The organism is Anaerotignum faecicola, from assembly GCF_003865035.1.
Lineage (GTDB): Bacteria > Bacillota > Clostridia > Lachnospirales > Anaerotignaceae > Anaerotignum_A > Anaerotignum_A faecicola.
The window spans coordinates 887,935-900,992 of the sequence record NZ_BHVZ01000001.1 but is presented as its reverse complement, the minus strand read 5'-3'; the positions used below and the strand labels follow the sequence as shown (position 1 = coordinate 900,992).

Annotated in this window: 12 protein-coding genes; 3 read left to right on the top strand and 9 right to left on the bottom strand. The window is 54.0% G+C overall.

What is annotated here, in order from left to right; genetic code table 11:
• Positions 1–231: 231 nt before the first annotated feature.
• From EJE48_RS04365 to EJE48_RS04355, 3 genes are all read left to right on the top strand, one after another.
• Positions 232–561 (top strand): plasmid mobilization protein, encoded by a 330-nt coding sequence (locus EJE48_RS04365; protein WP_002569185.1) that lies wholly within the window; start codon positions 232–234, stop codon positions 559–561.
• A complete protein-coding gene (locus EJE48_RS04360; RefSeq protein ID WP_002569184.1) occupies positions 522–1,868 on the top strand; it encodes a relaxase/mobilization nuclease domain-containing protein in 1,347 nt (448 codons plus the stop codon). The genes EJE48_RS04365 and EJE48_RS04360 overlap by 40 nt, the downstream gene beginning before the upstream one ends.
• Before the next feature lie 63 nt (positions 1,869–1,931).
• A complete protein-coding gene (locus EJE48_RS04355; RefSeq protein ID WP_002569183.1) occupies positions 1,932–2,183 on the top strand; it encodes a helix-turn-helix domain-containing protein in 252 nt (83 codons plus the stop codon).
• A 177-nt stretch (positions 2,184–2,360) separates the two neighbouring features.
• On the opposite strand, the gene EJE48_RS04350 is transcribed toward EJE48_RS04355, so the two are convergent.
• The 9 genes from EJE48_RS04350 to EJE48_RS04310 all read right to left on the bottom strand — a co-directional run bounded on the left by EJE48_RS04350 (position 2,361) and on the right by EJE48_RS04310 (position 13,032).
• The gene (locus tag EJE48_RS04350) at positions 2,361–2,726 is read right to left on the bottom strand and encodes a cysteine-rich VLP domain-containing protein (protein ID WP_002569182.1); all 366 of its coding nucleotides are present in this window, start codon (positions 2,724–2,726) and stop codon (positions 2,361–2,363) included.
• Positions 2,723–2,935 carry a transposon-transfer assisting family protein gene (locus EJE48_RS04345; protein ID WP_004607965.1) on the bottom strand — a complete coding sequence of 71 codons (213 nt, stop codon included), beginning with the start codon at positions 2,933–2,935 and terminating at the stop codon, positions 2,723–2,725. The genes EJE48_RS04350 and EJE48_RS04345 overlap by 4 nt, the downstream gene beginning before the upstream one ends.
• Positions 2,932–3,885 carry a hypothetical protein gene (locus EJE48_RS04340; RefSeq protein ID WP_002569180.1) on the bottom strand — a complete coding sequence of 318 codons (954 nt, stop codon included), beginning with the start codon at positions 3,883–3,885 and terminating at the stop codon, positions 2,932–2,934. Before EJE48_RS04340 ends, EJE48_RS04345 begins: the two co-directional genes overlap by 4 nt.
• Positions 3,886–3,888: 3 nt before the next feature.
• On the bottom strand, positions 3,889–7,452 hold the full coding sequence (locus EJE48_RS04335) for a YodL domain-containing protein (RefSeq protein WP_002569179.1): 3,564 nt from the start codon (positions 7,450–7,452) through the stop codon (positions 3,889–3,891).
• A 212-nt stretch (positions 7,453–7,664) separates the two neighbouring features.
• On the bottom strand, positions 7,665–9,755 hold the full coding sequence (locus tag EJE48_RS04330; RefSeq protein ID WP_002569178.1) for a DNA topoisomerase 3: 2,091 nt from the start codon (positions 9,753–9,755) through the stop codon (positions 7,665–7,667).
• Between the two features lie 15 nt (positions 9,756–9,770).
• A complete protein-coding gene (locus tag EJE48_RS04325) occupies positions 9,771–9,959 on the bottom strand; it encodes a hypothetical protein (RefSeq protein WP_002569177.1) in 189 nt (62 codons plus the stop codon).
• Entirely contained in the window at positions 9,956–10,657 is a 702-nt protein-coding gene (locus EJE48_RS04320) for a DUF4366 domain-containing protein (RefSeq protein ID WP_002569176.1), read from the bottom strand. The genes EJE48_RS04325 and EJE48_RS04320 overlap by 4 nt, the downstream gene beginning before the upstream one ends.
• Positions 10,650–10,928, bottom strand: a complete 279-nt coding sequence (locus EJE48_RS04315; RefSeq protein ID WP_002569175.1) for a DUF4315 family protein — start codon at positions 10,926–10,928, stop codon at positions 10,650–10,652. Before EJE48_RS04315 ends, EJE48_RS04320 begins: the two co-directional genes overlap by 8 nt.
• A gap of 34 nt (positions 10,929–10,962) precedes the next feature.
• Positions 10,963–13,032, bottom strand: coding sequence for a C40 family peptidase (locus EJE48_RS04310; RefSeq protein ID WP_002569174.1), 2,070 nt, complete (start codon positions 13,030–13,032; stop codon positions 10,963–10,965).
• Between the last annotated feature and the right edge of the window lie 26 nt (positions 13,033–13,058).

The following is a 13,058-nucleotide window of genomic DNA, read 5'->3' as shown; positions in this document are numbered from 1 at the left end:
CGTTGTAATCTTTTTTGAGGTTGCAGCGTTTTTCTTTTGCGTAAGTTTGGCAAAATCGCTTTTTCTCCGTAGTAGGTGATAAGAGCCTAAAGGATAAAAACATTCGTAGCAAGCATAGGAAGCGGGTACCACTTCCGTATTTTCGCCCTCCCGCGCTGCGGCGCGTCGGTTGAAAATTGCTTGTTGGGAAGTGTCCCAAACCCTCGGAACGGAAAGGAAAGGAGCGAACACATGGACGGACGCAAAAGGACAGTGCAAATCAAATTCAGAGTGACGGAAGCGGAACGGGATTTAATACTGGAAAAAATGAAGCTCGTACCCACCCGGAACATGGCGGCGTATCTGCGGAAGATTGCCATTGACGGGTATATCATTCAGATAGACCACGCCGATATAAAGGCTATGACCGCAGAGATACAGAAAATCGGTGTCAACGTCAACCAGATAGCACGCCGCGTAAACGCGACGGGGAACGCATACCAAGAGGACATAGAGGAAATAAAGGGGGTGCTTGCGGAGATATGGCGGTTACAAAGATTAAGCCTATTAAAAGCACTCTAAGCAAAGCCCTTGACTATATCGAAAACCCGGACAAGACGGACGGGAAAATGCTTGTGTCCTCTTTCGGTTGCTCCTATGAAACGGCAGATATTGAGTTTGAATATACCCTGTCGCAAGCACTCCAAAAGGGGAACAATTTAGCCTTTCATCTGATACAGTCCTTTGAGCCGGGGGAAGTCGATTATCAGAAAGCCCATGAAATCGGAAAGCAGCTTGCCGACGCGGTAACAAAGGGGCAGCATGAGTATGTACTCACGACGCACATTGACAAAGGACACGTCCATAACCATATCATTTTTTGCGCGGTGAACTTTGTAGACCACCATAAATACAATTCCAACAAAAGGAGCTATTACGGCATACGGAACATGAGCGACAAGCTGTGCCGGGAAAATGGCTTGTCCGTTGTCGTCCCCGGCAAGGGCAGCAAGGGAAAGAGCTATGCGGAGTACCAGGCAGAAAAGACGGGTACAAGTTGGAAAGGCAAGCTGAAAACCACTGTTGACGCGCTTATCCCCCAAGTTTCCAGTTTTGAGGAATTGCTAACGCGGTTACAGGCGGCGGGCTATGAGATAAAGCCGGGGAAATATGTATCATGCCGCGCCCCCGGACAGGAACGCTTCACCCGCCTTAAAACCCTCGGCGCAGACTATACAGAGGAAGCCGTAAGGGAACGGATAGCGGGCAGACGGACAAAGGTGGCGAAAGCTCCCAGAGAGCAGCGCGGCGTGTCGCTGCTTATCGACATTGAGAACAGTATCAAGGCAGCGCAGAGTAAGGGCTATGAACAGTGGGCGAAAATCCACAATCTGAAACAGGCAGCTAAAACAATGAATTTCTTGACGGAACATAAGATTGAGCAGTACGCGGATTTAGTCAGCCGGATTGAGGAAATGGCAGCGGAAAGCGGACAGGCGGCAGACGCATTGAAGAACGCCGAAAAGCGGCTTGCGGAAATGGCGGTGCTTATCAAGAATGTTTCCACCTATCAAAAGACAAAGCCTGTCTATGACGCATACCGCAAGGCAAGGAACAGGGAGAAGTACCGCGCCGGACAGGAACAGGCAATTATCCTCCATGAAGCCGCCGTAAGGTCACTGAAAGCGGCGGGCATTGCGAAGCTCCCGAACCTCGCCGCGCTGCAATCGGAGTATGAAGCCCTCCAAGCGCAGAAAGAAGCCCTTTACGCCGACTATGGAAAATTGAAAAAGAAAGTCCGGGAATATGATATTATCAAGCAGAACATTGACAGCATTTTACAGGCAGACAGACAGCCGGAACGGGAAAAGGAAACAGAACGCGGATAAGGATAGCAAAATCCCCGCCGCTGTGCTATGATAGGGCTATCAAAAAGCAGAGGAGCGTTGAGCATGGAAAACCAGAAAATGCCGGAATATGAAACCATACGCGCCGCCGTTGCCGGGGAGAAATGGGCGGTGGAGAAAGTCGTGGATTGCTACAAGGACGAAATCGACAGGCTATCGACGGTAGCGGTCAGACAGCCAGACGGAAGCACGAAACAGGAAATCAACGAAGATATGCGCCAGTCTATCACAAAGAAGCTGATAGAAGCCCTCCCGCAGTTCCCGCTTGAAGAAATGGAAAAGGGAAATGTCAGATAGGCAAAAAAAGAACAGGGCGCGGAAGCCAGTATATGACTTCCGCGCCCTGTCTTTTTATGGGTGCTGTTTTCGTGAATGTTACGCAGTAGAACGCCATTTTCGGGGGTAAAGGTATAAAGTATCGCCTATCCGATTTTCACGCCCGGAAAGCCCTGTAAATCAAGGGATTTTCCGCACCTACTGCGTAACAGGGGTGCGTCTTTTCCTCATGCGCTCGGCAGCTTGTCTGCGGGTGATACGCTTCCGGCAGACGGGGCAGTATTTGACACTGTTAGAGGTTGACGCAAAGAACGCGCCGCACTCGGTACACTTCTTCTTGTCCCCTGTCTGGTAAAGCTCCGCATAGAGTAGCCTGTCGGCGGGAAGCACCGCAGCCCGGAACCACTTGCAGAGAAGCGAATAGGAAATGAGCTGCGGACAAACGCACTCGTCCCCGTCGTCCAGTAAGATACAGTTCCCGTTATCATAATTGCAGCACGTCCGGCGCACAAGGGCGTTGACTTTCCGGCTCTGGGGCGGCGTCAGCCGCTTAACCCCGTTCATACTTCATCAGCGGCGTAAATGGGAAGCTCTGCAAATTCCGCTTCGGTCAAAGCGTCCACTTTGGAAAGGGTGCGCTTTGCAAGCTCCCGCATATCCGCGTCCATGTAGGGCAGCGCGGCGTTGACATTCTCAATCAAAGCCCGCTTGCCGCCCTCGTTGTAAATGCTCAAAAGGTTTGTTTCTTCAACAGTCAGTCTAATCATGCTCATACCTCCATATCGTGATTTTTTGTTTTTGCCGCCGCCTTTTTCGGGGCGGTCTTTGCCTTGTCTGCTTTAAGCTGCGCCCGGATAGAGGGGCGGGGCTTCCTTATCTTCCTGTCCCGGTTCTCCCCCTTGTCAATCAGCGCATACGTCCCATGTCTGCCCTCGATTTTGGAAAAGGCAAGGGTCTTGTAGGGCAGCATGGAGAAAAGGCGGTCAGTGTCCTTTGTGGCTGCAAGCTGCATGAACGCCGGGGAAAGCTCTACCATGAAATGGGTCTTGTTGGGGCTGTTCGGCGTGTCGTGCCGCTTCATTTCCCGTACAATGCGCCGCGCTTCCGTTTCAATCAGCCCGTCCCGCAATGCGGCGATATGCGCCTTGAAATCCCCCGGCGGAAGCTGCTCCCGGCTGCGCCGTTCTTCCTGTAAGAGCGATTGCAGCGCGTCCGGGTCGTTGGGTACGGCTTCAAAGCGTTCAAACTTTCCAAGCTCATAATCGGGATTGCCGTTGAAAAACTGTCCGGCGGGTATCTCCCGTTCCCCATGCTCATAAATCAGCTTCACCGTATCGGCGGGCAGCTCCTTTTCCTTGACGCGCTCATAATGTTTAGCGTAGTCCAGTTCGTACAGATTGCCCTTGATTTTCCCGCGCTCCGTCCCCGTTAGCTCGATTGCATAGGCAAGGACGCGGTCGCTCGTCTGCTCCATGTAGAAACGCCATGTGTTGTGGGGCGCGGTGTCTTTGAGGAAAACGTCGCGCTCCCGGAAGCAATGCGTCCCGGACGGGCGGCAGAACCACAAAAGGGTCTTGTCCTCCTTGCGGGGGCTTGCCGCCGCCTTTGCGATAATCTCCTTGTCAATCTCCAAGTCGCTCTGGTAAAAGCCTGTGTTCTGCTTCATAACCGCATTGAGGGAAGCGAACAAATCCACGTTCTCAAATTTACTCTGTTTCGGCATGGGTCAGCTCCTTTCCAAATCCTGTAATTTCTGCTTTGCGTTTTTCTTCTGCGCCTTTTCCTTGTCAGCCCTAAGCTGCGCCCGGATAGAGGGCTTCTTTTCCGGCTTCGCTTCCTTGCCGCGCTCTTTGTCGGCTTTGACCGCGTTAGCCAGGTCAACAAGGGAAATTGTTTCTCCCGCCTTAACCTTTGCTTCCAGTTCGTCAACGGTAGGGGTGTTGTTGATGATACCGTCAAAGTTGTTGTCGTTCTGCTCTACGGTGTCCTCGATATGCTTCAAGGGGTTTGCCTTTTCCGGCTGCTCTGCGGCAACAGCAAACGCCCGCGTCCCGTTCCCCATAATCAGATACTTTCCGTCGTCCGACTGGTGGTGAAAGCCATATCCGGCGGCTTCTATCTGCTCCCGGCTCATGGCGGTCACATGGAAAGTCCCCCTCGGTGTCTGGATTGTTTCGCCCGTTGTCAGCTCGTCCGGGGTAAGCTGCTTCTGCTCCTGTAAAAACTCCGGCACTTGCCGGAAGCCTACGCTGTCAACGTAATGCGCGGTGTCCTGTCCGTTCTGATGAAGCACTACCACGTCCGAAACGGAAAGGCTGTGTCCCTTAAAATCTTTTGGGTGGTCGATATTGAAGCGGGTATAAATATCTTCAAGGGAAGTTTCCGGCGCAAGGGGCGCGGAATAGACAAGCTCATAGTTCGCTTTATCAACCACATTTCCCGCCGCCTGCAGGCGGTCGTAAGGCTCAAAGCGGAAGTCCCTTGTTTCGTCCCCGCCCTTTATCTGGTAAATGGAAAAGGTGTCCTTGTCCTGTCCGGTGGTCTGCGCCGTTTCCTGTGCCTTTGCGTAAAGCTGCTTTACGTCGCCCTCGGTCAGCTCGCCGCTTTTGAGCTGCCCCATAAGCTCGCGGCATTTCTCCGGCGTTCCCGTATAAAGCACGTCGCCCATTTTCGCCCGCCCGTTCTCCTGTGTCACATAGGCTTGCAAGAGGTGGCTGTTTTCCCGGCTGTCGCTGTAAGGGTTCCGGCGCACTCTGTAAATCGTTTCCGGGGTAAAGGCTTCTTTCGGGGCTGCTTCCGGCTTTTCTTTCCCGGCTGTATCTGCTTTTTTCGGGGCTTCCGGCTGTGGCGCGGCTTCTTGTCCCTCTCTGGTGGGCTGCTCCTGTCCGGCGGTCTGCTCCTTGTCCTGTGCCTTTTGCAGCTCCGCAAAATTCGCGTCTATGGAATTGATAATCTCGGCGGCTGCGCTGCGTATCGTTTCAAGGGAGCTTTTCAGCTCGGACAGCTCCCGCCCGCTGCTCCACCCGGCGACATAGCCGAAAGAATAGTCCGACGTGTCAAGCCCGTAATGTTGGCAGACGGTATAGGCGACGCTTTCCGCTTCGACTTCGCGGGTGCGGCGGTCAACGCGGGGTTGCTCGTCCTTTGGCGCGTTGAGGTCAATGTCGTGCAGCTTCGCATGGGCGATTTCGTGAATGGCGGTCTTTAAGGTCTGTAATTCGCTCATGCCCTCGTTGATAGCAATGCGCTTGTCCTCCAAGTGGTAGTAGCCATGAGAGCCGCCCTCGATATTCTCAAAGGCGATAGGAACGGGGGAAGTCTTTTCAAGGGCTGCGAAAAAGTCCTTATAGCGGTCAACGTCGCCTGTCAGTTCGTCAACGGCAATGTCCGGCAGTTCCTTTCCCTCGGTCTGGGAAACGTCAAAGACGGATACCACCTTGTAGGCGGGTATGGTGATTTCCTTTTCCTCGGTGACGGGCTTTCCGTCCTTGCCGATTATGGGCTTCTGCGTGTGCGGGTCGATTTTCTGCATTTCCTGTTTGATTTTATAGGGCGACGGGGCAATGATTTTAATTCCCTTTTGCCCTCTCATCACATTTCGCTCAAAGTTGTTCTTCCAAGCGGAAAAGCCCGCCAAAAGGGAAGCGTCCGGCTTCTGCATGGCGATAAGGACGGTGTTTCGGAAGCTGTAATTATGGAATTTTGACATGACTTTCAGATATTCCTTGTAACGCTCGCTGTCAAAGAGTTCCGTAATGCCCTGTTCCAGACGGTCGGTAATCTCTTTTAATTTCTCGGCGGGCTTCCCGGCTGTCAGCACGATAGGGATAACCGGGTGCGGCTCCTGTGGCTGCTCTGCGGCGGTTCGGGCGGTCTGCTCTGTGGCGGCTGCGTCCATAAAGGTCTTGTCCTGTCCGCCGCGTTCCGGCTGTGGGAAGCTCATAACGCGGTATTCTTTGGGTATCTCGTTTTCCGTTCCCCGATACCATTCGGTAAAGGTGTTCTGATTGTTATAGATATAGCCCTGTTCGGTAAACTGCCCCTTATCCTTGCTAACTGCGTCCCGCCCGTATTCTTCATACTTGAAATATTTCTTTGCTTCTTCGGGAAGCTCCAGCTCGTCCAGTTCGTCGATAAGATAATAACCGTAATCTTCTTCGCTGCGGACAGTGGGATAGAGCCAGTAACAGTCAAGGTTTTGTGCAAGGTTGATAAGGTCTTTCATGCTTCCGGCATACTCGCCATGTGTAACCGCCGCCGCAAATTTATCCTTGTCCCCGTCACTCTGCATTTCCAGAAGTTTTCCAAAATAATTCAGCTCGTCCATGCTTGCGCTTTGGATAACGGAAAGCGGCAAGTCAAAGGGGCAGTCCTCCGTAGAAGAATACCCGTTGATGAAAAAATCCTGCGGATTGTCTGCGGTAATGCCGACGCTTTCCATAGCCGCATGAAGCTGCTCTGTTGTGGTCGGCATGGGAAGCCACACGCCGCCCGGTTTGCCTGTTTCAAAGCGGCTGCGGCTGTCGATAAGAATTGAAAACTGCTCGTTTATGGTTTCACGCTCCTTTCTCTGTTCGGTGTCCTGTGGCGGCTCTGCTGTGGTGGGGGCTGCTTTTTCAGCGGTAGGCTGCGCCCGTTCCTCGCCCTCGATAGCATAGCCCGGTAAAAGCTGCCCGTTTACTTTGAAATGCTCTGCATACTCTGGCGGGATAGGCGGCGATACCTCGGTGAATAAATGCTGATAGGCTTTGATACGCCCATTCAGATATTTTTCCATAGCTGCCTTGTCTGCAAAGACTTTCCTTTCCTGTCCGGCGATTTTTGCCTGTCCGTAATTGTGGGGGCTGTTGGTGTAAATACTCCATGAAAGCGTCCACGAATAGGGAATGGATTTCTCTTTTTCCCTGTCATACCGGGTATTCTCGGATATGTGGTAGCGCATTTGGTAGACGCGGTTGCTGATGTGCTTCCCGTAGTCCGTAGCTTCCCACTGGTTCGCGGTATGCGTAGCTTCGGGTGTCCTCACATACTCAATGGCTTTGTCAATGGCAAGGGTCTTTCCCGCCTGTTCGTCCCATGCCGCCGCCTGTTCTTGCAAGGCTTCAAAAGCTGCCTGTTCAGCCGCCGCGTATTCTTCCCGCAATGCCTGTAACTGTTCTAAGGGCAGGGCGGTAAGCCCGGAAAGGTCAGCGGTCTGTTCCTCAAAATAAATATTTCGCTCTATCCGCATACTGTCAGCCGGGTCTAACTTGTCACGCTCAAACATGGAGTAACCTTTTTTCTTTTCCATTCATTCGCTCCTTTCTGAAATGGCGGCGCACCGCCGCGCTTTTGGGGTTCGCCCCGTACTACGGTGGGCTGTGCGTTATGCCAACAATTTTTTCATTTTTTTAGAGGGTTTGGGAAACTTCCCAACAAGCAAAATCCCCGTCCGGCGCGTCAGCGGCAGGACAGGGATTTACGGAAGTGGGTACCCGCTTCCTATGCTTGCTATTCAAGTTTTTAGTTCTTCTGTACTTCGATACGGTAGTTGACGTATTTCCCGCCAGTGTCAGCCAGAACGATAGTTCCGTCATAGGTCTTGCCTGTTTTCGGGGAATAGAGCTTCTTCACATTCACTTTGCCGGATTTAAGGAGCGCGGCGGCAATCTTCGCGGAAAAAGCGGTCTTGCGTTCCTCGAAAAAGCGGTCATTCTTCCACATGACAAAGGCACATTCTTTGTTGCTGCAATAATAGTTTTTCTTCCCCTCATGGACGGGGGAACCGCAACGGGGGCATTTGCCGACAGAGGGCTTTTCCTCCCGGAACAAATCCTTTTTCCCGTCCAGTGCTGCGGCGTGTGTCTGCACAAGCTCCCGCGCCATAGCTTCAATGCCGGACAGAAATTCGCCGGGGTCTGCGGCTCCCTTTGCTATCTGCGTCAGATTGTTTTCCCATTCTGCGGTAAGCTGCGGGGAAGTGAGCATATCCGGCAAGACTGATATAAGGGCGGCTCCGTTCTGCGTGGGGATAAGCTGCTTCCCCTTGCGCTCTGCAAAGCCGCCCTTTACCAGTTTTTCAATGACGGCGGCGCGGGTGGCGGGAGTGCCAAGCCCCCGGCGTTCCGCGTCCGGGTCGGTGTCCCCGTTCCCGGCTCGCTCCATAGCAGAGAGAAGCGACGCTTCGCTGTGGGGCTTCGGCGGCGTTGTGGTATGCTCCGTTACTTTTGCGGCGGGGTTAGGAAAGTTCTGTCCCTCGGAAAGCTCCGGCAGCGTCACGCCCTCATTTTCCCCGTCCTCTGCTTCGGGCTTATCTTTCAGCGTCGCCCGGTATCTGCGTTCAAGCTCTTTCCAACCCTCCGCAAGTACGGTCTTTCCCCTTGCGGTGAAGTCTGTCCCGGCGCATGAGAAAACCGCCGTAACCGCTTCATAAATATGCGGCTCGGCGGTGGCAAAAAGCAGACGCGCCCCCGCAAGGGTAAGGATATTCTTCTCGCTTTCCGGCAGCGCGTCCGGGTCAGCCTTTGCAAGCTCCATAGTGGGAATGATTGCGTGGTGGTCTGATACTTTCTTGCTGTCTAATACCTTTGCAATCTCCGGCGTGAAGTCCGCGCCCGCCATAAAGGGGAGCTTTTCGCAGAGCAGCGCGATAATGTCCGCTGCGGTGCCGCCCATGTCGTCAGTAAGAAAGCTGCTGTCCGTCCTCGGATAAGTAAGGAGCCGCTTTTCATAAAGGGATTGTGCAAGGTCAAGGGTCTGCTTTGCGGTGTAACCGAAAATGCGGTTCGTTTCCCGCTGCAAAGAGGTAAGGTCAAAGAGCTTTGGCGGGGCTGCGGTTTTCTTCTCTCTGGTAAGGGAAACGCATACCGCCTTTCCCGCTTCGCAAGCCCCTTTCAGCGCGTCGGCTTCTGCCTTGTCCGAAATCCTTTCGCTTGCCGCGTCCGCGCCGGATAAATCAAGGCGAACATGATAATATTTTTCTTTCTGGAAATGGGAGATAGCCGCGTCCCGGTCGGTGAGCATTTTTAAGGTCGGGGTCTGGACGCGCCCCACGTTCAAGGTCTTTCCATACAGGCAGGAGAAAAGCCGGGTGGCGTTAATGCCGATAAGCCAGTCAGCCTTTGCGCGGCAGAGGGCGGACGCAAAGAGCGCGCCATAGTCCCGCCCGTCTTTGAGGGAAGCAAAGCCCGCCTTAATCGCCCCGTCCTCCATTGAAGAAATCCACAAGCGGCGCATGGGCTTCTTGCAGCCCGCCACTTCGTAGACAAAGCGGAAAATCAATTCACCCTCGCGCCCCGCGTCACACGCATTTACCACTTCGGAAACGTCGGCGCGGTGCATAAGCTCTTTAATGGTTTTGAATTGCTTCCCCTTGTCCGGGTCAACGGCGTACTGCCATTCCTCCGGCAGAATGGGTAAGCTGTCAAAACTCCATTTTTTATATTGCTCCCCGTAGGCGGCAGCTTCCGCAAGCTGTACCAAATGCCCGACGCACCATGAAATGAGGTAGCCGCCGCCCTCGATATACCCGTCCTGTTTCCCCTTAATGCCAAGCGCGGCGGCGATAGTCTGCGCCACGCTCGGCTTTTCTGCAATCACAAGTCTAAATGCCATGAAAAAATCCTCCTTTCAGCGTTCCGGCGCGGTGTGCTTCTTCTCCTGTGCCTGTTTCAGACAATAGCCGATACAGGGGGATTGCGCCTTATAAGGGCAACGCATACACGCCGGGGATTTTGGAACGGGCGGCGCACTGTCACGCCGCCCGGTGGGTCTTTGTACCATCATTTTTTCTAAAGGGTTTTCGGTAAAAAGCGTCATGCTTCCTCGTCCTCCTGTTCTTCATCAGAAAGCCCGTCCCCCTCGTCCTCGTCGTAATCGTCAAAATCGAAATCTTCAAGGTCGGTGTCGCCCTTGACGTTCTGCTTTGGCTTCATAAACTTAAAATAATAGAACGCGCCCCCGCCGCCAAGAAGTGCCACGACAAGGAAAAGCACAAGCCCGCCTGTATTGCCTTTCTCTTTGGGCTGCTCTGTTGGTTTCTCGGTTTCCGGCTCCGCTTCCTTGCCGCTGCAAGCGGTCATGTTGTCCTTGCAGACAGGGCAGCTCACATTTACCTTTCCGGCTTCGCATTTATCGGTGCAACTGCAAACGGCGGGCGGGGCTGCTTCGGTGCTTCCGTCCTCCATGAGTGCCATAAGGTCGGCTTCGTCCACTTGATTAAGGAAATGTACGGTGTCCTCGCCCTCGTCGTCCCGGTCGATAAGGATATAAAAGTAATTGCCGTTTTTGGTCGTCACTGTGATAAGCTGCTTGTTGCCGCCGAAATCGTCTACAAGGGTCGCGTTCCCGTCCGGGGTAAGGGGTTCTTCCTTTTCGGGTTCCTCATAGACAACGCCGCTGTCGTCGGTCGCGTCCTGTCCCTCCGGGGTCTGTGCAAAGGCGGTGACGGAAAAGCCGCCCGTCAGCATGAGGGCGGCGCAGAGTGCGGTCAAGGTTCTAAGGATTTTCTTATTCATTCTCGGTGTCCTCCATTTCTTCGGTGTCGTGGTCTGCGGGTTCTGCGGGGTAGCCCGGCGCGGCTTCCATGCCCGGAATACCGCCGCCGGAAAGCATAGCGGAAAGCTCATGCGGGGAAAGGCGCATGGAGCGCACAAGCTGTACGATTTGCAGGTTTTCCGCTTCGGTTTTCTGCGCTTCAAGCCCCCTTAATCTGTTCTGGTACTCGGTGATTTTCTCGCGGGTCTTTGCAATCTCTTTGTCGATACGTTCAATTTTGTTCATAGCCATCAATAAATTTCTCCTTTCTTTGCTCAAAAATATGTTAATTCCAGTTCATCAGCCCATAGCCTTTGATACAGGAGTAATTGACGGGGTAGCTCTTTATCTTGCAGGCGTCGCCGGAATTGCCCTCGACGGTATAGACGCGCTCCCCGTCCGTTCCGATAACAAGCCCCACATGGTCTGCGCTCCCGTCCCCGTCCCAGTCGAAAAAGATAGCGTCGCCGGGGGCGATATTCTCATAGCCCCTCGCGCCCCATTGCCCGCGTGACTGGAACCAGGGTACGCCCTGTGACTGGCACCCGGCAAAGCGCGGCTCGCTCTTTCCGGCTTGATTGTAGCACCATGAAACGAAACAGGCGCACCATTCCACGCGGCTGTTAAATCCGTACCAGCTCCAAAAGGGTCGCCCGCCCACGTTGCCGACTTGCCGCTTCGCAAGGTCTACAACGGCGGTGTTGCCGGGGCGTGTGCCGTTTACAAGCTGTACGCCGCTTAAATCCTCGGACGCGCCCATATCGGGGGAGCCGCCGCCGAAAATCAGCGGTTTGTTTCCGCTTGTTTCCAGATAGACGCGGTACATTTCAAGCTGCTGTGGCGTTAGAAGTTCCTCCGCAATCTCGGAAATGGGCTTGTTCGTCAGCTTCACGTTGAGGATATGGTACTCGTAGGGTACTTCCTCGGTGGTCGTTTCCCCTGTTTCCGGGTCTGTGCTTGTTTCTGTGCGGTAGCGGATTTCCGTTTCTTCTGTCAGCGTCAAAGTGTACTGCATGGCAAAGACGCGATTTAGCTCTGCCTGTGCGCTCTGCGGGGTGTAGGTCTGTAAAAGGGCGGTGAGGTAGGACGCTAACTCATGGGGGTTATGCCCGATACTGTCAAGGTCATAGCGGTATTCGTCATAGCCGGGGTGGGTGCTTTCGATATTGTCAATCTGCTGCTGAAGCTCGTTTTCCTTTGCGGCGTAATTGTTCTCCGTCGCCACAAGGTCGCTGTCCTCCGACGTGTAGGAAGTCCCAAGTATGCCGTTCATCAAGCCGGAGAACATGGAACCGCAAGAGGAAAGCCCCGCCGATACCATGATGAATAAGAGTAGCGCGGCAACGGCGATACATACGCCCGCCGGGTGCCGCCCTACAAAAGCGATTGCCTTTTTTGTTTCCTCGGCGGTCTTTTTTGCCGCCTTGCGGGTGTTCTCTGCGGCTTTCTGCGCCGTTTTTGCGCCGCCTTTCCTTGCCGACTTTGCATACTGCCGCTTGATTTGCTGCTTCTGCATGAAGCGGGAAAGGGGATTGCCCGCAATCTGCGGATTGTCATGCAGGGCTTTATGGTACTGAAAATCCACATTCGCCTTGAACGCCGCTTTCTCTGCCTTTGCCGCCGCCCGGTAGGGTTTGAGCTTGTGGCTGTGGTAGCCCTCCTTGACTTTCCGCGCCCCGTACTTTGCGCCGCGCTCTGCCAGTTCTTCGGATTTGTGCGCCCCCTCAACGCCGGAATTGTCCTTTTCAACGGAATGTATCTTGTTGTGGACGAAAATACCCGCTTCCTGTGCGGGGCGGGATAGCGGGTTATTGTGGGGCTTATTCTTTCCTATGGGCTTTTCCTGTTCCTCAAAATGTAGGCGGGTCTTGCCTTTCCCGGTGGCTTCATCAAAGGTGCGCTCCCGTACAAGTTTCTTTTCTTTGGGGATAGCCGCCTTTGCCGCGTCCAGACGGTCGGCTGCTTTGTCCGATTTTCGGATATACCTTTCAAGCTCCGGCGTTGCCCGTTCCTCGTCGGTAAACTGCAAGCGGGAAGATTTTTCTTTTGCTGTGGCTTCTGCCTGTGCTTTCCTCGCCGCCTTTTTGCTCGCCTTTCTGGTACGCGCCCCGTCGATACGTTCCAAGACGCGCTCGGCTGCTGCGGTGTCCTGTTCCCGTTCTGCCCCCGGCGCATGGGGAAGCGGCGGCGTGTCGGTTAAGGGCGGGGAAGTTGCGCCGCCCGGTAGGGGCTGCGCTGCCTGTTCCGGCTGCGGTGGGGCTTCGGTCTTTGCAAAGTCCGCGTCCCTTATCCGCTTGCTGATACGTTTCTTTTTCCCGGTAGCGGCGTTTACCTCGACAGCCCCCTCGCGGGTCATTTTCTGCGTGACTTTTTCACGCGCCT